We start from the raw sequence: 22,508 nt of genomic DNA, 5'->3' as shown, positions 1-22,508 counted from the left end.
TAAGACTCGAGCAAATTAATAGGCGCTGGCGGTATTACTTACCAATGCAAAAATGCGAAAAAATTTCCCCGAGCAAATCATCGGCGGTAAATTGTCCTGTAATCGACGACAAAACGTTTTGCGCCAATCTTAACTCTTCCGCCAGCAGCTCTAATTGATATTCACCTTCCGTGAATCTCTGCGCATTTTCCAGATGCTTCTTGGCTTGGTTCAGTGCTTCCAGATGGCGCTGTCTGGCCATAAACACACCCTCCCCGGCCTGATTAAATTGCCAGCCTGCGATTTCCAATATTTTGCTGCGCAGTAGTTCAATACCCGCACCGGTTTTGGCCGAAAGATAAATGACGCTGTGTCCTTCCAGATCTTCAGTTCTTGGATTCTCACTGACTAAATCAATTTTGTTGAATACCGTGATTTGCGGTTTACCGGCCGGAATAGCATGTTGTGCCGGATTGTTTTCAGCGGGCTGGGGTTGACTGCTGTCAATGAGCCGGAGCACCATGTTGGCATCCCTGATCGCAGCATGCGTACGCTCAATGCCTTTTTGTTCAACCACATCCTGGGTTTCTCTCAGTCCGGCCGTATCGATGATATGAATTGGCATACCGGCAAGGGAAATAGTGCGTTGAATTGTATCGCGTGTGGTTCCGGGAATTTCTGTGACGATAGCGGCCTCTTCTTGCACCAATTGATTCAGTAAGCTGGACTTACCGACATTGGGCGCTCCCGTCAAAACGATGCGAATACCCTCCTGCAACAAATTACCTTGCCGTGCGGCCAGAAATATCTGCTCAAGTAGCACATAGATTTGCGCTAATTTCTCGTCGATGCGTAACGTTTGCAAATTATCGATTTCATCTTCGGGAAAATCCAGCGTAGCTTCTATGAGCATGCGCAGCTTAATCAATAAACTGACGAGTTCTTCAATCCGGGATGAAAAATGCCCTTGCAATGAGTTGATTGCGCAGCGCGCTGCTTCATGGGTACTGGCTTCGATAATCGCTGCGACGCTTTCCGCTTGAATCAAATCAATCTTGTTATTGAGATAAGCGCGTAACGTAAATTCACCGGGTTGCGCCAAACGGGCACCGGCCGCAAGACAGCGATCGAGCAATAAATCCATGACGGCTGGACCGCCATGCCCCTGTAACTCCAGGACATCTTCACCCGTGTAGGAATGAGGTGCAGGAAAGTAGAGCGCGATACCTTGATCGATGACTTGTCCACCGGCATCCAGAAACTGGCTGAGACACGCATAACGCGGTTTCGGGAGTCTGCCAAGGATTGCTTCCGCCAATTTTGTCAGATGCTTGCCGGAAATCCGAATGACTCCGATTCCACCGCGACCGGGCGGGGTTGCAATTGCTGCAATGATATCAGAGCCTGCTATAGATCATCTCCATGACTACTTTGCTGTAACTGATCATGACGGGTCATTGATGATAAGCAATAACCCGTCATGATTTTTTATTTTTTCTTCGTTTTTTTGCCAGCAGGGGCACTCTTCGCTTTTACCGGCGCTTTGCCTTTAGCGGAAGCAGCCGCTTGGCTGGATTGTTGCTGTTGTTTCTCATTTTCTTGACTGCTGGCAGCGGCAACAGTTTCTGCTTTAACTGCCTCCTCTCCTTCGTCAGTCAGCACAGCTGGTTGAGAATTCTCTTTAGCTGGCTCAGGCTTGTTTTTACTTTTCTTCCTGTTTTTATCCTTGTTGGCTTCTTCTTCCGCTTTATTCTCAAACATGCGTGTTATTTGCCATTGTTGCGCAATGGACAGAATATTATTGCAGAGTGAGTAAAGTACAAGCCCCGCCGGAAAGAAGAAAAAGAACACGCTGAAAGCAACCGGCATAATCTGCATGACTTTTGCCTGAATTGGATCAGTGGGTGTCGGGCTAAGTTTCGATTGAACCCACATCGACACACCCATAATCAATGGCAATACATAATAGGGATCAGGTACCGACATGTCGGTTATCCATAACGCAAGCGGCGCATAACGGAGTTCAACGGCAGCCAGCAACGTCCAAAACAGTGCAATAAATACTGGAATTTGCACCAGAATCGGCAAACACCCTCCCATCGGGTTAATCTTCTCTTCCTTGTAGAATTCCATCATCGCTTGGTGCATACGCTGACGGTCACTGGCATATTGCTCACGTATCCGCTGCAATTTGGGTGTCACCAGCCGCATTTTTGCCATCGACCGGTAGCCCGCAGCCGACAGTGGAAAAAACAGCAGCTTGACTGTTAATGTCAGCAAAATGATCGCCGCGCCCCAGTTATCAGTCCATGAATGATAAAAGGAAAGCAACCAGAAAAGCGGTACAGCCAAGACTGTTAACCAGCCATAATCCACTGTCAATTCGAGGCCGGGCGCCAGCTCGGCAAGCTTATTCTGCTCCTGTGGACCTGCATAGAGCGGCATCGTAATATTTTTCACTTGTCCTGGCTCAACAACGCCAACCGGTGCAATAACGCCCGCAGTATATTGATTGGGTGCCAAACGCTTGGCAAAATATTCACGCGGGGTGTTTTGCGGAGGCAACCAAGCCGTCAAGAAGTAATGCTCGAGCATGGCGATCCAGCCATTATCCGCATTGGTGGGATATTCCGCTTTATTTTTATCGAGATCGGAGAATTTTATTTTCAGGAATTTTTCTGCGTCTGTATACATTGCGGCACCAGTGTACGAATGTACCATGGTGCTGGCACCGGTAGGATCGTTCCCATCCCTTAGCATTTGAAAGTACGAGAACGGCATGATCGTAGCTTCGCTATGATTTACGATCTCAAACTCAACATCAATAACATAACTGCCGCGATGGAAAGTATAAATCTTGGCGACCTGTATACCATCCACTTCCGGTGCAAGAAGTCGTACCACAATCTTGTTCTGCCCGGATTCAAGTTCATAATTATTTGAATCTACAGTGTACTTTGTTTTGTGATTGGGTAATCCATCGCCAATCAATCCGGCTTGAGCAACCTGAAACCGTGCGGCTTTATCCAACAACAAATCGTAGGGTTTGTTCACGTCCTCTCGGGATGGGTGCGCAATCAAACCGAGCTGACGGATATCACCGCCTGCAGTATCGATTTCCGCAACAACCAGATCTGTTTTGACATGAATTTTCTCACCGATTGTAAATAGATTCGGTGTCACGGATGAATTAACACCATCAATTTCCGGAATGGCCCCGGATCCTCCGGCTGCGGAAGCAGTCAATTCGTCGCTGGGTACCGGCAATGATGGGTCATGGCGCTGATTCGCGGAACCCGAAACCGCTCCGGACATGACTTGTGAAGCGGGCGGATATAATTCTTTTTGCCATGCATCCCACAAAAACAATAGTGACGTGGAGAAAATGATGATAAGTACGAGTTTTTTTGTTTCCATTATTTATCTAATCAAGTTAATTTTTCGACAAAACCGTTCAGTTATTGTTTTTTTCATTTATCGCAGCGCTATTTTGTCGAAAATTTTGTACATATACAGCAATAAATTATATGCTTAACTACAGTCGAACTGACTTGGCATCAAGGAACGGGCTCATAACCACCTTTACTCCAAGGATTGCATCGCAGGATGCGCCAAACACTCAACCGCGTTCCATGGAATAAACCATATTTTTCATATGCCTCAAGAGCATATTGTGAGCAAGTCGGACTAAAACGGCACGATGGCGCAAACAGGGGGCTGATACAATATTGGTAGAATTTTATTAAAGCAATAATTAACCGTGACATTGCTGTAGTTGATGCATTAGTAATTGTGTCTCAGCCGCCAGTTTCTTTAGTTCATCGCTCCGAACAGGCCGTCGCAACCGCATAACCCAATCCATTTTTATCGTTTGATCGTAAAACCGGTTCTTACGAAATGTCTCCCGCAAAATGCGCTTAATCTTATTGCGCTTTACTGCGGATCGTTCAATTCTCTTTGCAACAATTAGACCCAGCCGCGCATATTCAAACTCATTCGGTTTCATATAAATTTGAATTAAATCACCGTTGGTCTGACATCGTAAATTGATTACTGCTGCGAATTCCGTTGCCTTATGTAACCTGTAGCTTTTCGGCAAAGAGTAGGTTTCAACAAATCTAAAAATAAAAATTATCCGATCAGATTTAAACGCTTAATCGAGCACGGCCTTTTGCCCGGCGAGCGCGAATTACAGCCGCACCACCGCGCGTTCTCATGCGCACTAGAAATCCATGTGTACGTTTTCTTCTTGTCACTGAAGGTTGATAAGTACGTTTCATTTTTCTCTCTAATTTATTTGGTCAATAGAACCGCGTATTAGAACTTGTTATGGGGTTTTATGTCAATATTTTTCTAAATTCATTTGCAAATAAAGACCTTAATTATCCCTCACACAGCAACTCCTCCGTAAGCAGAATTATACAAAAAATCCTGTCGCACCTTCAGATGCGCTTTACCGATTGTTTTGTTTTGCTAAAATCGGATCGATTGATATAAATTGGCAAAGTCATTAACCGCGCACGCCGCTTGAGATCAACCCATTCACATGAACACACCTTGTCCGCTAGATAACATCCGTATCGTGCTAAGCCACACGAGTCACCCCGGCAATATCGGCGCGGTTGCGCGTGCCATGAAAACAATGGGGCTGCATTCATTGTATCTGATCAATCCGAAATGCTTTCCCGATGCGGAAGCTGACGCCCGGGCAGCCAATGCCATCGATATTCTGCAACAAGCTAATGTTTGCGTAGAACTTGACAAGGCATTGGAAAATACCGTTCTAACCGCAGCAGTTACCGCGCGACCACGCGAGCTATCGCACACCATTTTCGATGCACGGCAGGGTGCAATGGAATTAATGCAGCAAGCACGGCAGCAACCGGTGGCGTTGCTATTTGGCCGTGAGAATTCCGGCCTGACCGCTGCGGAAGTGAACAAATGCCAGATCATTATTCATATCCCTGCAAATCCGCAATATCCGTCGCTGAATCTGGCGAGTGCCGTGCAAGTGATGGCTTATGAATTGCGCATGGCAATTACCGAAAATCCAACGCGTCCGGCCGTAAGTGGAGTAACGGCAAACTTTAACGAACTGGAATTATTGTATACGCACCTTGAACAGCTGATGACCGCCAGCGGTTTTCTCGATCCGCAGAAACCCAAATTACTGATGCAGCGTATCCGCCGCCTGTTTGCCCGCGCACGTTTGGAAAAGGAAGAAGTACAGATTCTACGCGGTATTTTGACAGCTCTGGGCAAGCGCTGGTAGCGGTGCTTAGCGGATTATCCGCTAATTTTCCTTGATCAATGTACCGATCCCTTGATCGGTCAGAATCTCTAGCAGCAATGCATGTTCTACTCTCCCATCAATGATATGACAGGATTTAACCCCTTTCTTGACAGCATCGAGTGCCGAGCCAATCTTGGGCAGCATACCGCCGGAAATGGTGCCATCGGCAAATAACTCATCCACTCTTTGTGCAGTCAGTCCAGTTAATAGGTTGCCCTCTTTGTCCAAAACACCCGGAATATTGGATAACAGAATCAGTTTTTCCGCCTTGAGGATTTCCGCCAGTTTACCAGCCACCAGATCAGCATTGATATTGTAGGACTCGCCGTCAGCACCCACACCGATTGGTGCGATAACTGGAATAAAATCCTGCGTATCGAGGAGCGCGATCAACGCAGGATCAATCGACTCGATCTCGCCGACTTGACCGATATTAATCCATTTTCCAGCGGTTTCCCGATCTGCCATGAGCATTTTCTTCGCGCGAATAAAAGCACCATCCTTACCTGTTAGACCGACTGCTTTACCGCCATGACGATTGATTAGATTCACGATATCTTTATTCACCGATCCGCCCAATACCATTTCAACCACATTCATGGTCTCAGCATCGGTTACGCGCATGCCTTGGATAAATTCACCTTGTTTGCCGACACGCTTAAGCATTTCGTCGATCTGCGGACCGCCGCCATGCACAACCACCGGATTCATACCGACCAGTTTCAGCAGCACAACATCACGCGCAAAACCATGTTTCAGATTTTCTTCAATCATCGCATTACCGCCATATTTAATGACGATGGTCTTGCCATGAAAACGTTGAATATACGGCAGCGCTTCAGCCAGAATCTTGGCTTTGTCTTTCGCAACGATAGGGGAGGTCAGCATAACTTTCTCAATCTCTTTTCAAACAATTCCAAAAATAAGCCACTGATAAAAAAATTTCTCATTCGCGTGCAACTTGTAAAAATTTTTCATCACCGATTAATTTAAACAAACTCAACTCCCGCCATTGCCGCCCTTCTGCATCTTTATATTGCGCAGTAACGCACTTAGGTAACTTTTTCTTTGCCAGTTTTGCCGGCGCGAACTCGGACAAATCCCTGATCCCCAACATGCTATTGACAATAAAACCGCCATACAGCTTATTCCCCGGCATGACCAGCAGAATGCGTGACTTTAAATTGAATGGCACCGGATCGCCGCCCAGATAAACACCAAGATCCGTAATACCGTAAAGATTTCCGCGTACGTTGGCTAACCCAAGAAACCACGGTTGTGTCAGCGGGACATGTGCTAACTTGGGTATCGCGATCACTTCACTGACTTCCGTCATCGGTATCAGATAACGATCTTCGCCCACGGCAACACCCAGCACTGCTGATGAGGTTTCACTGTTATCTATGCCTGGCATTTGTGCGGTCAGCAATTGTAGAGATTCTTTTGTGTCCATCATCTGCGTAAAATTACAACTTTTGTAGCTTCATCGCGAGGCAATTGATTATTCGTTGTCCGGTTATTTTACTGTATTATCGGTCATTAAATTTTGAATTCTACGGAGTGGAAAAATGAAATATTACGATCGCTGCTGGTTATCTCTTTTGATACTCCTGCCCTTCTTGACGGGGTGTGTTCCTATGTTTGCCATCGGCACCGCAGCAGGAACGGGAGCGTACATCTCTGAAGATCGCAGAACCAGTGGTATGTTCATCGAGGATGAAGGTATTGAACTGAAAAGTTCGCGGCGCATTCACCAGCAATTTGGCGATAAAGTGCACATCAATATCACCAGCTATAACCGCATGGTTCTCTTGACCGGCGAAGCCCCCTCAGAGGACATCAAGACGGATATCGGAAAACTTGTGATGGGCGTTGATAACGTACGCAGGATTTTCAACGAAATTGCGGTTGCCGGACATACTTCATTAGCCTCCCGCAGCAATGACACGCTGCTGACCTCCAAAGTGAAAGCACGCTTTCTTGCTGAACGAAAATTTCAAATCAATCACGTCAAGATTGTGACTGAAAACGAAGTTGTTTATTTGCTCGGTGTCGTGACACGTCAGGAAGCGGACAATGCCGCGCAAATTGCCAGTTCAACTTCAGGCGTTAAGAAGGTCGTCAAAGTATTTGAATATTTGAATTAAGCAATCAAGTAATTAGTAAACATGCTGCCGGAAAATCTGCTTGTTGAATTACATGCCACATTTCCGCCGGATCGGTTCTATACCGATCCGGTAGACTGTTATGCTTATGCGTATGACAATAGCCGCAAGATTTTTCCTCCTGATGCCGTGTTGTTTCCGCTCACCACCGCAGAAGTAAAAAACATCGTTACCCTCTGCAATCGCTATCGAGTACCGCTCATTCCACGTGGACGTGGCACGGGGACAGCGGGCGGCAGTCTGCCGGAATTAGGCGGTATAGCGTTGTCGATGGAGCGCATGTTGAACATTATTTCGGTTGATCCCGCTAATCGGGTAATTGTTGTTGAACCCGGTGTATTGAATCAAGCCGTGCAAGATGCAGCGAAGCCGTATGGTTTTTTTTGGCCGCCGGATCCTTCCAGTGCGATGTTCTCAACAGTCGGCGGAAATATTGCAACTGGCGCGGGTGGACCACACGCTGTCAAATACGGTACAACCCGGGAACATGTTTTAGGTTTGAAAGCCGTTACTGCCGCAGGTGATTTTATTACCACCGGTTGCTATACCACCAAAGGTGTTGTCGGCTATGATCTCACGCGCCTGCTGATTGGTTCTGAAGGCACATTGGCTGTGATTACGGAAGCGACGCTTAAACTGACTGCATCACCTGCCGCCGTTGCCGGTATCACAGCGCATTTTCGTGATTTAACGAGCTGCACGGCAGCCATCGGTAAAATTATGGCACAGCCACAACTGCCTAGTGCACTTGAATTCTTGGATTCCGGTTCACTGAATCTGATACGAGGCCGCTACCCTGACATGCTTCCGGTGGATACCAATGCCATGCTGATGATTGAAGTTGATGGTTTTCACAATGATATTACCGATGCGATCGCGGTCATTCTATCCGCATGCCAATCAGACGGCTTAATTCATGCAAACCAGGTAGAAAATACAGCCATGCTCTGGCAAGCGCGCAAGGCGCTCTCACCACTGCTGCGTGAAATTGCACCGAAGAAAATCAATGAAGATGTTGTCGTGCCTGTTAACACATTGCCGCAATTTCTGCATGGATTGACGCAATTATGTGCGCACTATCATCTACAGAATGTGAATTTTGGCCATGCCGGTAACGGTAACATCCATGTTAACCTGCTGATTAATCCTGATGATGCGGATGAAGTAACACAAGCGGAACGCTGCTTGGATGAAATATTCGACTTAGTGATCAAGCTTCGCGGTACGCTTTCAGGAGAACATGGCGTGGGTAGTGAGAAAAGAGCTTTTGTAAGCAAAGAAATTGATTGTGTGACTTTGGATTTAATGCGGAATATCAAAAAACTGTTTGACCCCAATAATATTCTTAATCCGGGCAAATTATTTCCCGCAGTCGAATAAGCTTGAAATTTCAATTGCTAAACTGCGCTTGCGATATTTGATCATTACAGCAGCTTATCAAATATCACAGGCGCAGCTTAGTTGCTCATCTAAAAAAAGAAATAGTGATCCATAAGCAACGCAACAAACAGCAGCGCTAAATAAAGTATCGAGTAGCGGAATGCTTCACGAGCCAGTTGATCGCTGTAATTACGATAAATCTCTATGGCGTAGTACATAAAAATGCCATTTAATATCGTTGAACTCACCAAATAGATCATTCCGCTCATTTGAGTTACGTATGGCAGAAAGGTGACTACACACAGAATAACGGTATACAACAATACCTGCAATTTTGTGAACTGGTCGCCATGTGTCACTGGCAACATTGGCATGCCAATTGAGGCATATTCATTCTTTCTATATAACGCAAGGGCCCAAAAATGGGGCGGAGTCCATGCAAAAATAATCAGAAAGAGTAATAACGCATCACTTGCGATCTCTCCAGTCACCGCTGTCCATCCAAGTACCGGAGGCATAGCGCCTGATGCGCCGCCAATTACGATATTTTGTGGTGTCAGTGGTTTCAGAATTACAGTATAAATAATGGCATAACCTACAAAAGTGCCTAATGTCAGCCACATGGTCAATTCATTTACCCATTCATATAATATGAAGAGTCCTGTGCCGCCAACAATCATCAGGAAAAACAGTGTTTCTGGCACACTTACTTTACCTTGCGGTAACGGACGACCCTTTGTCCGGGCCATAACAGCATCCATTTTTTGTTCAACTAAGCAATTCAATGCGGCCGCGGCCCCTGCAACCAGTGCAATACCGATGGTACCCAATAGCAAAATATCTAAAGGTACAGCACCTGGAACAGCCATAAACATCCCTATAACAGCGGTAAATACGATGAGAGATACAACACGCGGTTTTGTCAGTCGATAAAACTGGTTGATTCGTGTTGCTGTTTCATTCAACGCCATACTGATAGCCATCTTATTAACCTCCTTGCAAATCGAATATTTTTTATTTATTAGTTACATAGTTTTCTACGAGGAGAAAACTGCCAGTCTTAATGTTCTATCTGTGATACGTGCAGCAGTCTTTTTAAATCCTGCCCCATTTTGGTTCCATTAACTTTTTCTGGAAATCGCATCATTAAATTACCCATCGGATCGATGAGATAAATATGTTTTGTTTGTGTTTCAGCATTTTCTATAAAACTTAAAATTTCACTATTTTCAGCATTCACAAAAAACATGCCTTCATATTCTTTAATAAGTTCAGCATCGGGTGCACTATCGTCATTTATGAGCCATAACCGTTCGATCCGATGTTTTTGTTTTCCCTGCACAAGTCTTACTTGACGCATGAAATATAATTTTTCTTTGCACGCTTCATCGCAATGACCAGAATCTACCGTGACTAATACCCATTTACCATGCAAATCCTTCATGCGTAGAATCGTGTTATCTGTAAGATTTGTACCTTTTCCCGTAACCTTCACAATAGGCAGCAAATCACCATAATGTGTACTAATAGGTCTATATTCGAAGAAATAGAGTGCATATGAAATTATTACCGGAGAACACATTAGTGCTAGCAATAATAAAAACTTACGTCTATTTGTTTTTTGAATTTTTTCGTTTGACATTCAACACTATGAAAATAATTACTGCTGTCGCAGCTAATGAAAACCATTGAATCGCATAACCGATATTTTTAGAAGCACCCGAATCAGGCTTACTCCAATCTCGTATCAATCCGTCTTTTTCTTCACTTTTCTGTAGAAGCATCAGCGGCTGCAATGTTAAACCAGTAATTTCTTGATACCGCTGTATGTCGAAATTATCCCACACCTGCCCTTCATTAGCTCTATCCGAAATCTCGAGCGTTCTGATTTCAGGCGACGCTGCAATTCCTGTAATTTTTACTTCACCACGTACTTCCGCGACGGCAGGTAATACTGACCGATCCGATCCTGTTGCAACCCAACCTCTATTTACTATCACATAAAGCGCGCTGTTCAAAATTTTAAGCGGCGTGATAATGTGGTAGCCTGCTCGACCATGGTATGTTTTGTTATCCAGATAAATTGTATGCTCCGGTAAGTATTCACCACTTACCTCCACATCACGATATTGAAAATCTTTTAACTTTACCAAAGTACCAGGCAATAAAACTGCGGGCTGTTTTGCGTATTGTTCCAATTGCTCAAATTGCGCACTTTTTTCTTCTGCACGCGATAATTGCCATTTACCCAACTCAATAAAAATTATTACAGAAACAATCGTGATTGCAATTGCCCACAGTTTTGGTTCAAAGCGATACCCCAATAGATTCATTTTATTTGAATATTGCTATATGAATTGTGAATTGCTTCTGAATGAACTACCGGAATCCGATATTTTTATTGAAAGCTGCAATCTAAATTGTTGATTAGTTAATCGTTTAAACAAAGATTCCAGCCGTTTACACACTTTATTGCTGCGCTTTCACTTTAACTTGAAATTCACAACTTTTTCGGTGCAAAGGCTGGAATCTTAACTTGCTATGACTGAATAATTTACATCAGATACACAAACACAAACAATCCAAGCCATACCACGTCAACAAAGTGCCAGTACCATGCCACACCTTCAAAGCCAAAATGATGTTCTGGCGTAAAATGACCTGCTACGCTTCGGAAATAAATCACAATCAGCATAATCGTACCGATTGTCACATGGAAGCCATGGAATCCGGTCAACATGAAAAAAGTAGAACCGTATGCACCTGATGTCAATTTCAGATTCAAATCATTATATGCATGAATATATTCGTATGCTTGACATCCAATAAATAATGCACCTAAGAATATAGTCGCCAGCAACCATAATTTCAGTCCGTCACGTCTGTTTTCTTTTAGTCTCCAGTGCGCAAATGTAACTGTAACGCCTGACGTTAAAAGCAACATTGTATTAAATGCTGGCAATCCCCATGCACCCATCGATGTAAATTTCTCATGCACGCCTGGACCAGCTGTCGGCCATGTACCGTCATAGGTTGACCAGAAAGAATTACCTAACACTGTACTTTCTTCTTGCAACCATGGTATCGAAAGGTTGCGCATGTACCACAACGCGCCGAAGAATGCGCAGAAAAACATAACTTCAGTAAAGATGAACCAACTCATTCCCCAACGAAAAGAGCGATCCACTTGCTCCCCATATTTACCACTCTCACTTTCTCTGGCTACTGTTCCAAACCAACCAAACAACATATAAATTAAAATTGCAAAACCTATCGCTAACAGACCGTAACCTAGCTCTATTTTATTCATGGTCAGAGCTGCGCCTGATCCCATAAACAAAATCGCCGTTGATCCAATAATTGGATATGACGATGGAGCTGGGACGTAATAATGTCCTGATTCTTGACTCATTCTTCTCTCCTCCTACTTTTATGTTTTTCTCAAATTCTAACTAACAACTAATCTGACTAAAAGCATCACGCTTATTACAAAAAGTGCACCACCTATAATTCCGCCGATGATTAATTGAACTGGCTTCAACGTTGCCGCATCTTTTTCAAGATCACTTTTTTTTCGTATTCCCATAAAGGCGAACATTACTGCTTTTGCAACTTGCCAAATTGTTCCACTGGTTTGTTTATCAGTAACATTGTTCAACTTCTATCCCCTATTTTTTGGTCGTACTACCACCATCTGGTAATTCGAAAAAAGTGTATGAAATCGTCACAGTATCCACATCGGCTGGCAATCCCGGTTCAACTACAAATTGAACCGGCATTTGCCTTGTTTCATTCGCTTTCAGCACTTGCTTTGTAAAGCAAAAACACTCAAATTTCTTTAAATGTTTTTCCAAAAACCGTGGGCTATAACTAGGTATTGCTTGTCCCGCTATCTCACGATTTGAGCTGTTTGTAATTTCATACATCACAGTAATCGGCTCTCCTGGATGAATGCGAGCGCTCGATTGAAGAGGTTTGAATTGCCAAGGTAATCCTCTTATATTGGCATCAAACTCAATTGTGACCCAACGCGTTTCATCCACCCAGTTATCTTTAGTTAGAACATCTGGCTGCAACAGATTATTAATTCCGGTTACTTCACAAAACTTCTCATAAAATGGGACTAATGCATAACCAAATACGAACATCACTAATGAGAAAATCATTAGCTTCTTAAACATCAGCACGTTCGCTCTAGAATTGCTATTTATCAATCCCATTGTTTTATGATTACCGTTATATAAAGCGCTAATACAGTCATTAATAGAAACATTGCTGTTCTAATTTTTTTGCGCTTCAGATCCGTTTCCTGTGACATAAGATTTCCTAACTACTCCATTTACTTAACGATAGGTGGTGTTTCAAAACTATGGTATGGAGCCGGTGAAGGCAAGTGTGTCCATTCCAAAGTCGTTGCACCATCCCACGGCATTTGTGGCGCTTTTTCTCCACTACGAATGCAATTAATCACAATGTACAAGAAAAGCAATTGTGTCAATCCAAATCCAAACGCACCGATACTTGAAATCATATTGAAATCGGCAAATTGGATATTGTAATCCGGAATTCTACGTGGCATTCCAGCTAAACCTAAGAAATGCTGAACAAAGAATGTCAGATTGAAGAAGAACATTGACAACCAGAAATGTGCTTTACCCAATGTTTCGCTGTACATATGACCGGTCCATTTTGGCAGCCAATAATATACACCTGCGAACAATGAGAATAATGCACCTGAAACTAACACATAATGGAAATGTGCAATGACATAGTAGGTATCTTGCACTTGAATATCAATCGGTACGATTGCGCAAATAACGCCACTGAATCCACCGATTACAAACAAGAAAATAAAACCTATTGCAAATAACATTGGTGTCTCGAAAGACATTGATCCGCGCCACATTGTTGCTGTCCAGTTAAATACTTTCACCCCTGTTGGTACTGCAATCAACATCGTTGCATACATAAAGAACAACTGACCAACGGTTGGCATACCGGCTGTAAACATATGATGCGCCCAAACTACACACGACAAAATAGCGATCGACGCAGTAGCATAAACCATTGATGAATAACCAAATAACGGTTTACGTGAGAACGTTGGAATAATTTCAGAAACAATCCCGAACGCTGGCAAAATCATAATGTAAACTTCTGGATGACCAAAAAACCAGAAAATATGCTGGAACATTACTGGGTCACCACCGCCAGCTGCATTGAAGAAGCTTGTGCCGAAATGACGATCGGTCAACAACATGGTTACCACACCTGCTAACACTGGCATTACCAATACCAGCAAATAAGCGGTAATTAACCATGTCCACACAAACATCGGCATCTTCATCAGCGTCATACCAGGCGCGCGCATATTCAAAATGGTCGTTATGATATTGATCGAACCCATGATTGAGGATGCTCCCAAGATATGCACTGAGAAAATCATCAGATCAACACCCAAACCACCTTGTACTGATAGTGGCGGATAAAAAGTCCAACCGCCCGCTGCTGCGCCACCTGGCACAAAGAACGAACTAACAAGCAAAGTTCCCGCTACAGGCAATAACCAAAAACTCCAGTTATTCATGCGCGCAAATGCCATATCTGGCGCGCCGATCATTAACGGCACTTGCCAGTTCGCAAAGCCCACGAAAGCCGGCATAATGGCGCCAAACACCATAATTAAGCCATGAAGAGTCGTAAATTGATTAAATAATTCAGGTTCTAAGATTTGAATCCCTGGCTGGTATAGCTCTGCTCGAATACCCATAGCCAAAAAACCGCCCACAAGAAACATGGTAAAACTGAACCATAGGTACATCGTACCAATATCTTTATGATTGGTCGTTCTAACCCAACGCATTATCCCACTGGGATGATGATCATCATGTCCGTGACCGTGTGCGTCACCATGTACTGCTGCCATAATTATCTCCTTTTACTTATTTTCTACATGCATTGATGTTTTAACTGCAGATGCATTCAACTGAGCGGCCGCCCATTTCGAATATTCACCTGCTTCCATGACTTCTACCACAATCGGCATAAATCCATGATCTTTACCACACAATTCGGCACACTGACCACGATAAATCCCTGGTTTATCCGCCGTGAACCATGTATCACGAATAAAACCCGGCACAGCATCCTGCTTGATACCCAATGCTGGTACCCACCATGCATGAATCACATCGTTTGCTGTCAGTATAACGCGCACTTTTTTTCCAACTGGCACCACTACACGATTATCCACTTCCAGCAGATAGTTCTCGCCTTTAGGCGCTTTATTCTCAACTTGAGCGGGCGGTGTCGAAAGCTTGCTATAGAAACTAATACCCTCGCCCTCACCTTGGAGATAATCATAACCCCACATCCATTGATAGCCAGTTGCTTTAATGGTCATATCAGGACTTGATGTATCTTTCATTGCAATCACTGTTTTTGTTGCAGGATAAGCCATCGCAATCAAAATGATACAAGGTATGATGGTCCAAATAAACTCAACGGCTGTACTGTGATGAAAATTCGCCGCTTTATAACCCAAAGACTTTCTATGTTTGAGTATCGAATAAAACATAACCCCAAAAACGGCTATGAATATAGCCAAACAAATCCACATAAGCAAAATGTGCTGATCGTAGATATCTCTTGCTATGACACTCTGCGGTTCTGGAAAATTATATTTAGATCCCACCGCCATGCTTGAGTACAAAGCAAGAGCGGATATTCCAGACAGCGTTACTACTGATTTACTTCTCATATTTCCCCCCCACATGATTACTAATTTTACAGATCTAGGTACAACCAAGAACGCCACCTACCTGCACGCTTTTTTGTTCAGCCAGCTAACGGAAGTCATACGCCAGAATCTTACTTTGTTAAAACCACACCATGATTGACGCTAATTAAATTTCCTTGGCCGAATTTCCTAATTATCCGCAACTTAGATTTTCTTAGTTATAGATATCTTCTACATGCTAATTAATCGAATGGAAATTCTAGCATGCCACCGCTGCTCAAACAAGGAAAAATCATGATTTTTATAGCAATATTCCCATGCTTATAAAATGGTATTGCCCTAAGAACACTACTAAGAAACACCGCATAAAGCAGAAAATTTCATCTTAATTATTGATACAAGTGCTACGTTAAAATACATCATCACCACATTCCAATCTGAAATTTTCTTTGACTGAAATTCTACCTACCCACGACAAAATTAGAGTTACACCAACATTACCAAAAATGTGACAAATAAGGCTATAGCTATTATAGGAATGACAAAACTCATCCAATCGGACGATGTTCCCTGCGGGTTGTTTTTTATCATTTCCCGGGCTGCCGGAAATAAAAAGATAATGAACGCGATTAATGCCAAAGCAGAAATAATTTCCATCCAATCCATAATTGATCCCGAATTAACCTGGACACTCGTTCCAAAACAAAGCCCCGGCTAAACCGGGGCTTCAAATGCCTAAAACAAACGAACTTAGGAATTAATCATCGTTGCTCATAATTCCCAATATTTGCAGCAAACTGATAAAAATATTAAAAATTGTCATGTACAGTCCAATCGTAGCCAATACATAATTGGTTTCTCCACCATGAATAATGCGGCTGGTGTCGTACAGAATAAAACCGCTCATTATCATGATGACAACTGCGGAAATCATTAATGACATGGCCGGTATCTGCAGAAAAATATTAGCCAGCGCTGCCAACAATACCAGCAGGAAACCCACCATCAAAAATCCGCCTAAAAAGCTGAAGTCTTTTTTTGTAGCCAATGCGTACGCGGACAAGCCTATAAATATAACACCCGTGCCAACTAACGACAACGTAATGATATTCCCGCCATTAGGCAGAGATGCATACATGCTCAGCACTGGTCCCAACCCAAATCCCAGCATACCGGTAATCAAAAAAACGATTCCAATGCCCGCCGGTGAATTGGCAAAACGCGGTAACACAAACATGGCGATTACCATACCGCCGATAACAGATATTAAATAGGTCATCGGTGGCGTATTCATCATCATTGAAAGCGCAGCAGTAAATCCGCTGAACAACAATGTCATGGATAAAAGCAAATAGGTATTACGCAGCACCTTATTTGTTGCAATTGCAGACGTAGATCTTTGCGCAACTGTCGAGTAATTTTGATTCATTTAAATAGCCTCCCTTGTGAAATTCATACAAAACTATCCTCTAACGACCGCTATGACTACTATATCCAAAATATAGTTCAAACTATCATAGCATGGATTATGTCAATCTTTTAATTACATTATTCTTACTTGGCTTTTGCCAAAGTAAAGTTATAAACAAGAAAAAATCCGCCACGTTCAATCAGAGTAATATTCAAATTGACAAGGCTTACATCAAATTTAGCTATGCCGGAGTAATTGATTCGCTTTTCACCCATCAGCGAGAATGCGCTCACCGTGCGCGAAAAATTAAGTTCCTGAATGGATTGAAATCGGCCAAAACCGCGATAAAGTTTTAACAATTCATCCAGTTGCTCATCATTGATTGTTTGCTTGGCTTCCGGCGCCAAGTGAAGCAGCAATTTTTGTTTTTCCCAACTGGAAATTTCAGTGAGAATCTGAGCAACAGCCGGTTCCGCAGCCTTAGTGTAGTAGCTCTTTTCACGATCCGTATAAAAATACAACATGACAACCGATGTCAGCAAAATAGCGACGATGATGCGTAATGTATGGATTTGCATAAATTTTGAGATACCAAAACAAATAACTATGAATTATTTTCTTCCCGCAAACCATTACTGAGCTCGTCTCTGGGCAAGGTAATACCAAAATGCTGATACGTAGCCGCTGTTGCCATCCGGCCTCTCGGTGTCCGTTTCAGGAACCCCTGCTGGATTAAATAGGGCTCCAATACATCTTCGATCGTATCCCTTTCTTCACTGATCGCTGCAGCGAGATTATCGACACCAACTGGCCCGCCGCCAAATTTCTCCAGCACCGCCAACAATAATTTTCGATCCATGATATCCAGACCTATGGCGTCTACATCCAACATGCTTAAGGCCGCATCCGCCACTACACGTGTTACATGTCCATCGGCTTTGACTTCAGCGTAATCACGCACCCGGCGTAACAATCGATTCACTATCCGTGGCGTGCCACGCGCGCGGCGTGCAATTTCAAACGCACCATCCGGGGATATCTTCACATTCAGCAATCCTGCGGAACGGCTCACTATTTTGCTCAGCTCTTCCGGTGTATAAAACTCCAGCCGGGAAACGATGCCAAAGCGATCGCGTAACGGATTAGTTAGCATACCGGCGCGTGTCGTTGCGCCTACCAAAGTGAATGGTGGCAAATCCAACTTAACCGATCGTGCCGCCGGTCCCTCACCAATCATGATATCCAACTGATAATCTTCCAGCGCTGGATACAAAATTTCTTCAACCATCGGCGATAAGCGGTGAATCTCGTCGATAAACAATACATCATTGGGTTCCAGGTTGGTCAGCAAAGCGGCCAAATCACCTGGCCGTTCCAGAACCGGGCCGGAAGTTTGCCGCAGATTCACACCCATTTCCCTGGCGATAATATGCGCGAGGGTAGTTTTACCTAAACCCGGAGGACCGAACAACAGCACATGATCGAGCGCCTCGCGCCGCTTCCTTGCGGCTTCAATGAAAATCTGCAACTGCCCGCGTATTTTTTCCTGGCCGACATATTCCTCCAGTTGTTTCGGGCGTAACGCGCGCTCCAGAATTTCTTCCTGCGATGATGAAGTGATTGCGGTAACCAGTCGATCCGTTTCGATCATTCACTACTCCTCATTCAGTCGGCTACCTTTCCTTCGATAATAACTGCAATGCTTGGCGTATGCCTTCCGATACCGTTGCGGTTGAAGAGATCTGTTTAATCGCCCAACCTGCCTCGCGATCATTATAACCCAGCGATAACAGTGCATTGAGTATGTCACTATCATGCATAGGTACAGAATGGGTTTGGTCCAGACTGATCGCGGCGGAGTCGAGTTTATCGCGCAACTCCAGCAACAAACGTTCAGCCGTTTTTTTGCCGATACCGGGTACTTTGATTAGCCGTGCACTATCCTGAGCCACGACCGCACGGTGCAAATCCGGCACACTTAGCCCCGATAAAATTGCTAATGCGGTTCTTGCGCCTACACCTGAAATTTTTATCAGCTGACGGAAAGTTTGCCGCTCCGGCTCTGTTGCAAAGCCGAATAACAGATGTAAATCTTCCCGTATCACCAAATGTATATGCAAGGTTATTTGCGCGCCAAGCGCCGGAAGCTCATAAAAAGTGCTCATCGGTACGTCGATCTCGTACCCGACCCCTTGCACATCCAGTAAAACCTGCGGCGGATGTTTTTCCAGCAATACACCAGTTAATCGTCCGATCACACCAAACGCCCCCGTTTCATGCGGTAACCCGTGGTTGCAATTTTCCCAAAACCGAGCCCGCCATGCGCATGACAGATCGCGCAAGCCAAGGCGTCCGCGGCATCGGCACTGGGATTACCGGTCAATCTGAGCAAACGCACCACCATCTCCTGCACCTGGTTTTTTTTTGCATGCCCATTCCCGACCACGGCTTGTTTTATTTGCAACGCGGTATACTCTGACACCGTTAAATTATTCATGACTGCGGCACAAATAGCTGCACCACGTGCCTGACCAAGCAATAAGGTAGTTTTAGGATTGATATTGACGAAAACTTGTTCGATGGCGACATGCTCAGGTTGATACTGCGCAATGACTTCACTCAAGTTATTCAGAATTAACTTCAAACGGGAAGGCAATTCGCCCGCCAAGGTCTTGACGCTGCCGCTACTGACGTAGGTTAGATTACTCCCGCTTTTATCAATCACGCCAAAACCAGTAATACGTAAACCCGGATCTATGCCAAGAATGCGGATTTTATCACCTGCTGATCGGCGGAATTTCTATTCATCAAGTACGGCCGTAGTGTAAACATTTTGCACATCATCAAGATTTTCCAAGGCGTCCAGTAGTTTCTGCATTTTTACTGCATCATCGCCCGTTAAAACAGCTTCATTACCGGGTTTCATCGTGACCTCTGCCAGTTCAGCTTTAAATCCGGCTTTTTCCAGTGCTACCTTCACATTGATAAATTCGTAAGGCGCTGTGATCACTTCGATACTGCCATCGTCATTGCTGATCACATCTTCTGCACCGGCTTCCACTGCGGCTTCAATCAGTTTATCTTCATCGGTTTCCGGAGCGAAAATCAACTGCCCGCAATGTTTGAATAAGAAACTGACGGATCCATCCGTGCCTAAATTTCCGCCATATTTGGTAAATGCATGCCGCACATCGGCTACCGTGCGGACACGGTTATCGGTCATACAATCCACCATGACGGCGGCACCCGCGATCCCATAGCCCTCGTAACGGATTTCTTCATAATCGACACCATCCAGCGCGCCGCTGCCACGCTTAATTGCACGTTCGACATTATCCTTAGGCATATTCTGATCGTATGCCTTGTCCACAGCCAAACGTAAGCGCGGATTGCTGTCCGGATCGCCGCCCCCCATGCGCGCAGCCACGGTTATCTCCTTGATAAGCCGCGTAAACACTTTACCACGCTTAGCATCCTGCGCAGCTTTTTTATGCTTGATATTAGCCCACTTACTATGACCCGCCATTTATCTATACCTTTTGTTTAAGTATTTTTATATTACCACCCTGCATCTCATGGATAAAGTATCAAACTTTATAAACAATGACAGAAGAAAGAGCAGTTCAGTGGTGTGTATACAGTTTTATTGAATCCGATCCGGTGCACGCAAGAACAATTTTTATTCAACCGTCACTGCTTTTGCCAGATTTCGCGGCTTATCGACATCCGTGCCTTTCACCAAAGCTACATGATACGCCAGCAACTGTAGCGGTATGGTATGCAGAATAGGACTCAGCAAACCGGCATGTTCCGATAAACGAATGACATGTTCATTTTCACTCTGGGCGATCTGTGAATCGGCATCTGCGAATACATACAATTCACCACCTCTGGCATGCACTTCCTGCAAATTCGATTTGAGTTTTCCTAACAGTTGATCGTTGGGCGCTATCGCAATTACAGGCATTTCATCATCCACCAATGCCAACGGCCCATGTTTAAGCTCTCCAGCCGCATAGGCTTCGGCATGAATATACGAAATTTCCTTTAGTTTAAGCGCGCCTTCCATCGCGATAGGGTAATGAACGCCGCGCCCAAGAAATAATGCATGGCGTTTTTGCGCAAATCTTTCCGCCCAAATACGCACTTGCGGTTCGACTTGCAGCGCATGTTGCAAAGCCATCGGTAAATGACGCAGCGTCATGATCATCTCTTGTTCGTCTTGCGCGGATAATTTATGACGCATTTTTGCCAGCGTTACAGTCAGCAGCAGCAGTGAAGCTAGTTGTGTAGTAAATGCTTTGGTTGAGGCGACACCGATCTCGGGCCCGGCACGTGTGAGAAAGCGCAAGTCGGTTTGGCGTATCAATGCGCTTTCCGGCACATTGCAAATCGCCAGACTATACCGATGACCCAGTTTCTTTGCGTAGTTGAGCGCTGCCAACGTGTCTGCGGTCTCACCCGATTGTGAAATACCAACCACCAACGTATGAGGATCCGCAATCGGATCGCGATAGCGGTATTCGCTGGCGATCTCAACGTTGCACGGCAGGCCGGCAACGGTTTCCAGCCAATAGCGCGCAACCAGTCCGGCATGATAGCTGGTCCCGCAAGCCAGAATGAGAATACTTCTGGTTTGAGAGAATACTTTCTCGGCCTCGCTGCCAAACAAATTGGGCGAGATGGATTGCGCATTGAAGACCATTTCCAAGGTATTCGCCACCGCACTCGGTTGCTCGAAAATTTCTTTCTGCATGTAATGGGTATATGGTCCGAGCTCAATCGCTTCGCTGGAAAGATTGCTCTCGTGTACTGTCCGCTTGACTTCCCTGACCGAGTTACCATGCAGACAATTCACAATTCGATATCCATCGCGAGTCAGCTCGGCTACATCGCCCTCTTCCAGATAAATCATATTCCGAGTCGCTTTTAACAACGCGGAAGCATCGGAAGCAGCATAATTACCGCTTTCACCCAATCCCAGCAGTAATGGAGCGCCATTACGTGCTACCACAATTCTTTCCGGCCGGGCTTCTTCCATCACAGCGATCGCGTATGCGCCTTGCAGTTCGTCAATAGAAGTGCAGACTGCTGTTAACAAATCGTCGGTATGCTTGAGATTGAACGCGATGAGATGCGCAATGACTTCGGTATCAGTGTCGGAAACAAATTCATATCCTTCCGCCTGCAAACGCTTTCGCATGACTTCATGATTCTCAATGATGCCGTTATGCACAACGGCTATCCGCACCGATGAATCCGGCATTCCGGAAAAATGCGGGTGTGCATTGCGCTCGGAAGGTGCGCCATGGGTTGCCCAGCGGGTATGCGCAATGCCAGCAAAGCCATGGGTATTTTTTTCGTGTGCGAGTTTTTGCAACTCGGTTACACGGCCTGTAGTTCGCAGTCTTTGCAGACCGTTGCAGGTAACGACGAGTCCGGCTGAATCATATCCGCGGTACTCCAGATGTAATAATCCATCCAGCAATACCGGAACAACATTGTTATTAGCCACTGCACCAACTATTCCACACATAGCGC

The 22,508-nt window shown here is 44.7% G+C and carries 25 protein-coding genes; 3 read left to right on the top strand and 22 right to left on the bottom strand.

Annotated elements, in window-relative coordinates; all coding sequences use genetic code 11:
- Positions 1–34: 34 nt before the first annotated feature.
- The 5 genes from mnmE to rpmH form a co-directional block, all read right to left on the bottom strand.
- Complete coding sequence (gene mnmE, locus R2083_RS01375; RefSeq protein WP_317538961.1) at positions 35–1,390, bottom strand: tRNA uridine-5-carboxymethylaminomethyl(34) synthesis GTPase MnmE; 1,356 nt, start codon at positions 1,388–1,390, stop codon at positions 35–37.
- A gap of 77 nt (positions 1,391–1,467) precedes the next feature.
- Positions 1,468–3,396 (bottom strand): membrane protein insertase YidC, encoded by a 1,929-nt coding sequence (gene yidC / locus R2083_RS01370; RefSeq protein ID WP_317537261.1) that lies wholly within the window; start codon positions 3,394–3,396, stop codon positions 1,468–1,470.
- A 140-nt stretch (positions 3,397–3,536) separates the two neighbouring features.
- Positions 3,537–3,746 (bottom strand): membrane protein insertion efficiency factor YidD, encoded by a 210-nt coding sequence (yidD, locus tag R2083_RS01365; RefSeq protein WP_132427095.1) that lies wholly within the window; start codon positions 3,744–3,746, stop codon positions 3,537–3,539.
- Entirely contained in the window at positions 3,734–4,078 is a 345-nt protein-coding gene (rnpA, locus tag R2083_RS01360; protein ID WP_317529764.1) for a ribonuclease P protein component, read from the bottom strand. Before rnpA ends, yidD begins: the two co-directional genes overlap by 13 nt.
- A 46-nt stretch (positions 4,079–4,124) precedes the next feature.
- On the bottom strand, positions 4,125–4,259 hold the full coding sequence (gene rpmH, locus R2083_RS01355; RefSeq protein ID WP_090317686.1) for a 50S ribosomal protein L34: 135 nt from the start codon (positions 4,257–4,259) through the stop codon (positions 4,125–4,127).
- A 266-nt stretch (positions 4,260–4,525) separates the two neighbouring features.
- Here rpmH and R2083_RS01350 point away from each other — a divergent pair, with 266 nt between their 5' ends.
- The gene (locus R2083_RS01350) at positions 4,526–5,251 is read left to right on the top strand and encodes an RNA methyltransferase (RefSeq protein ID WP_317537260.1); all 726 of its coding nucleotides are present in this window, start codon (positions 4,526–4,528) and stop codon (positions 5,249–5,251) included.
- Between the two features lie 21 nt (positions 5,252–5,272).
- Here R2083_RS01350 and argB read toward each other — a convergent pair whose 3' ends face one another.
- Positions 5,273–6,160, bottom strand: coding sequence for an acetylglutamate kinase (gene argB, locus R2083_RS01345; RefSeq protein ID WP_317537259.1), 888 nt, complete (start codon positions 6,158–6,160; stop codon positions 5,273–5,275).
- A gap of 58 nt (positions 6,161–6,218) precedes the next feature.
- Positions 6,219–6,728 (bottom strand): chemotaxis protein CheW, encoded by a 510-nt coding sequence (locus R2083_RS01340; protein ID WP_317537258.1) that lies wholly within the window; start codon positions 6,726–6,728, stop codon positions 6,219–6,221.
- A gap of 112 nt (positions 6,729–6,840) precedes the next feature.
- On the opposite strand from R2083_RS01340, the gene R2083_RS01335 reads away from it, so the two are divergent.
- Positions 6,841–7,419, top strand: coding sequence for a BON domain-containing protein (locus R2083_RS01335; protein ID WP_317537257.1), 579 nt, complete (start codon positions 6,841–6,843; stop codon positions 7,417–7,419).
- Positions 7,420–7,440: 21 nt separating this feature from the next.
- Complete coding sequence (locus R2083_RS01330; protein ID WP_317537256.1) at positions 7,441–8,817, top strand: FAD-binding oxidoreductase; 1,377 nt, start codon at positions 7,441–7,443, stop codon at positions 8,815–8,817.
- Between the two features lie 89 nt (positions 8,818–8,906).
- On the opposite strand, the gene cyoE is transcribed toward R2083_RS01330, so the two are convergent.
- The 15 genes from cyoE to glmS all read right to left on the bottom strand — a co-directional run bounded on the left by cyoE (position 8,907) and on the right by glmS (position 22,503).
- A complete protein-coding gene (gene cyoE / locus R2083_RS01325) occupies positions 8,907–9,800 on the bottom strand; it encodes a heme o synthase (protein WP_317529758.1) in 894 nt (297 codons plus the stop codon).
- 77 nt (positions 9,801–9,877) lie between these two features.
- Positions 9,878–10,459 carry a hypothetical protein gene (locus R2083_RS01320; protein ID WP_317529757.1) on the bottom strand — a complete coding sequence of 194 codons (582 nt, stop codon included), beginning with the start codon at positions 10,457–10,459 and terminating at the stop codon, positions 9,878–9,880.
- A complete protein-coding gene (locus R2083_RS01315; RefSeq protein ID WP_317537255.1) occupies positions 10,428–11,150 on the bottom strand; it encodes an SURF1 family protein in 723 nt (240 codons plus the stop codon). The genes R2083_RS01320 and R2083_RS01315 overlap by 32 nt, the downstream gene beginning before the upstream one ends.
- Before the next feature lie 221 nt (positions 11,151–11,371).
- Complete coding sequence (locus R2083_RS01310; protein ID WP_317529755.1) at positions 11,372–12,229, bottom strand: cytochrome c oxidase subunit 3; 858 nt, start codon at positions 12,227–12,229, stop codon at positions 11,372–11,374.
- 36 nt (positions 12,230–12,265) lie between these two features.
- The gene (locus R2083_RS01305; RefSeq protein ID WP_090317714.1) at positions 12,266–12,475 is read right to left on the bottom strand and encodes a DUF2970 domain-containing protein; all 210 of its coding nucleotides are present in this window, start codon (positions 12,473–12,475) and stop codon (positions 12,266–12,268) included.
- A gap of 10 nt (positions 12,476–12,485) precedes the next feature.
- Positions 12,486–13,037, bottom strand: a complete 552-nt coding sequence (locus tag R2083_RS01300; RefSeq protein WP_317529754.1) for a cytochrome c oxidase assembly protein — start codon at positions 13,035–13,037, stop codon at positions 12,486–12,488.
- A 119-nt stretch (positions 13,038–13,156) separates the two neighbouring features.
- Positions 13,157–14,743 carry a cytochrome c oxidase subunit I gene (gene ctaD / locus R2083_RS01295; protein WP_317529753.1) on the bottom strand — a complete coding sequence of 529 codons (1,587 nt, stop codon included), beginning with the start codon at positions 14,741–14,743 and terminating at the stop codon, positions 13,157–13,159.
- A gap of 12 nt (positions 14,744–14,755) precedes the next feature.
- Positions 14,756–15,577, bottom strand: a complete 822-nt coding sequence (gene coxB, locus R2083_RS01290; protein WP_317529752.1) for a cytochrome c oxidase subunit II — start codon at positions 15,575–15,577, stop codon at positions 14,756–14,758.
- Positions 15,578–16,313: 736 nt separating this feature from the next.
- Positions 16,314–16,985, bottom strand: a complete 672-nt coding sequence (locus R2083_RS01285) for a Bax inhibitor-1/YccA family protein (protein WP_317537254.1) — start codon at positions 16,983–16,985, stop codon at positions 16,314–16,316.
- 125 nt (positions 16,986–17,110) lie between these two features.
- The gene (locus tag R2083_RS01280) at positions 17,111–17,545 is read right to left on the bottom strand and encodes a hypothetical protein (RefSeq protein ID WP_317537253.1); all 435 of its coding nucleotides are present in this window, start codon (positions 17,543–17,545) and stop codon (positions 17,111–17,113) included.
- Positions 17,546–17,571: 26 nt separating this feature from the next.
- The gene (gene ruvB, locus R2083_RS01275; RefSeq protein WP_317529749.1) at positions 17,572–18,618 is read right to left on the bottom strand and encodes a Holliday junction branch migration DNA helicase RuvB; all 1,047 of its coding nucleotides are present in this window, start codon (positions 18,616–18,618) and stop codon (positions 17,572–17,574) included.
- A gap of 22 nt (positions 18,619–18,640) precedes the next feature.
- A complete protein-coding gene (gene ruvA / locus R2083_RS01270; protein ID WP_317529748.1) occupies positions 18,641–19,225 on the bottom strand; it encodes a Holliday junction branch migration protein RuvA in 585 nt (194 codons plus the stop codon).
- Positions 19,222–19,740: a crossover junction endodeoxyribonuclease RuvC gene (gene ruvC / locus R2083_RS01265; protein ID WP_317532037.1), complete on the bottom strand. Its 519-nt coding sequence runs from the start codon at positions 19,738–19,740 to the stop codon at positions 19,222–19,224. The genes ruvA and ruvC overlap by 4 nt, the downstream gene beginning before the upstream one ends.
- Before the next feature lie 27 nt (positions 19,741–19,767).
- Positions 19,768–20,493 carry a YebC/PmpR family DNA-binding transcriptional regulator gene (locus R2083_RS01260; RefSeq protein WP_317529747.1) on the bottom strand — a complete coding sequence of 242 codons (726 nt, stop codon included), beginning with the start codon at positions 20,491–20,493 and terminating at the stop codon, positions 19,768–19,770.
- Between the two features lie 153 nt (positions 20,494–20,646).
- Positions 20,647–22,503, bottom strand: coding sequence for a glutamine--fructose-6-phosphate transaminase (isomerizing) (glmS, locus tag R2083_RS01255; RefSeq protein ID WP_317537252.1), 1,857 nt, complete (start codon positions 22,501–22,503; stop codon positions 20,647–20,649).
- Between the last annotated feature and the right edge of the window lie 5 nt (positions 22,504–22,508).

The sequence above is a fragment of the Nitrosomonas sp. Is35 genome, assembly GCF_033063295.1.
GTDB lineage: Bacteria > Pseudomonadota > Gammaproteobacteria > Burkholderiales > Nitrosomonadaceae > Nitrosomonas.
The sequence above is the reverse complement of the archived record's forward strand: the minus strand, read 5'-3'. Positions and strand labels throughout refer to the sequence as shown.

What these genes read in the sequence shown, in the direction of transcription:
- R2083_RS01340 (WP_317537258.1), bottom strand. Translation starts at nt 6,728, where the DNA reads ATGATGGACACAAAAGAATCTCTACAATTGCTGACCGCACAAATGCCA.
- R2083_RS01315 (WP_317537255.1), bottom strand. Translation starts at nt 11,150, where the DNA reads ATGAATCTATTGGGGTATCGCTTTGAACCAAAACTGTGGGCAATTGCA.
- R2083_RS01280 (WP_317537253.1), bottom strand. Translation starts at nt 17,545, where the DNA reads ATGCAAATCCATACATTACGCATCATCGTCGCTATTTTGCTGACATCG.
- R2083_RS01310 (WP_317529755.1), bottom strand. Translation starts at nt 12,229, where the DNA reads ATGAGTCAAGAATCAGGACATTATTACGTCCCAGCTCCATCGTCATAT.
- ruvB (WP_317529749.1), bottom strand. Translation starts at nt 18,618, where the DNA reads ATGATCGAAACGGATCGACTGGTTACCGCAATCACTTCATCATCGCAG.
- yidC (WP_317537261.1), bottom strand. Translation starts at nt 3,396, where the DNA reads ATGGAAACAAAAAAACTCGTACTTATCATCATTTTCTCCACGTCACTA.
- R2083_RS01320 (WP_317529757.1), bottom strand. Translation starts at nt 10,459, where the DNA reads ATGTCAAACGAAAAAATTCAAAAAACAAATAGACGTAAGTTTTTATTA.
- glmS (WP_317537252.1), bottom strand. Translation starts at nt 22,503, where the DNA reads ATGTGTGGAATAGTTGGTGCAGTGGCTAATAACAATGTTGTTCCGGTA.
- rpmH (WP_090317686.1), bottom strand. Translation starts at nt 4,259, where the DNA reads ATGAAACGTACTTATCAACCTTCAGTGACAAGAAGAAAACGTACACAT.
- R2083_RS01330 (WP_317537256.1), top strand. Translation starts at nt 7,441, where the DNA reads ATGCTGCCGGAAAATCTGCTTGTTGAATTACATGCCACATTTCCGCCG.
- ctaD (WP_317529753.1), bottom strand. Translation starts at nt 14,743, where the DNA reads ATGGCAGCAGTACATGGTGACGCACACGGTCACGGACATGATGATCAT.
- R2083_RS01350 (WP_317537260.1), top strand. Translation starts at nt 4,526, where the DNA reads ATGAACACACCTTGTCCGCTAGATAACATCCGTATCGTGCTAAGCCAC.
- R2083_RS01285 (WP_317537254.1), bottom strand. Translation starts at nt 16,985, where the DNA reads ATGAATCAAAATTACTCGACAGTTGCGCAAAGATCTACGTCTGCAATT.
- R2083_RS01300 (WP_317529754.1), bottom strand. Translation starts at nt 13,037, where the DNA reads ATGGGATTGATAAATAGCAATTCTAGAGCGAACGTGCTGATGTTTAAG.
- argB (WP_317537259.1), bottom strand. Translation starts at nt 6,160, where the DNA reads ATGCTGACCTCCCCTATCGTTGCGAAAGACAAAGCCAAGATTCTGGCT.
- coxB (WP_317529752.1), bottom strand. Translation starts at nt 15,577, where the DNA reads ATGAGAAGTAAATCAGTAGTAACGCTGTCTGGAATATCCGCTCTTGCT.
- R2083_RS01260 (WP_317529747.1), bottom strand. Translation starts at nt 20,493, where the DNA reads ATGGCGGGTCATAGTAAGTGGGCTAATATCAAGCATAAAAAAGCTGCG.
- R2083_RS01335 (WP_317537257.1), top strand. Translation starts at nt 6,841, where the DNA reads ATGAAATATTACGATCGCTGCTGGTTATCTCTTTTGATACTCCTGCCC.
- cyoE (WP_317529758.1), bottom strand. Translation starts at nt 9,800, where the DNA reads ATGGCTATCAGTATGGCGTTGAATGAAACAGCAACACGAATCAACCAG.
- yidD (WP_132427095.1), bottom strand. Translation starts at nt 3,746, where the DNA reads ATGTCACGGTTAATTATTGCTTTAATAAAATTCTACCAATATTGTATC.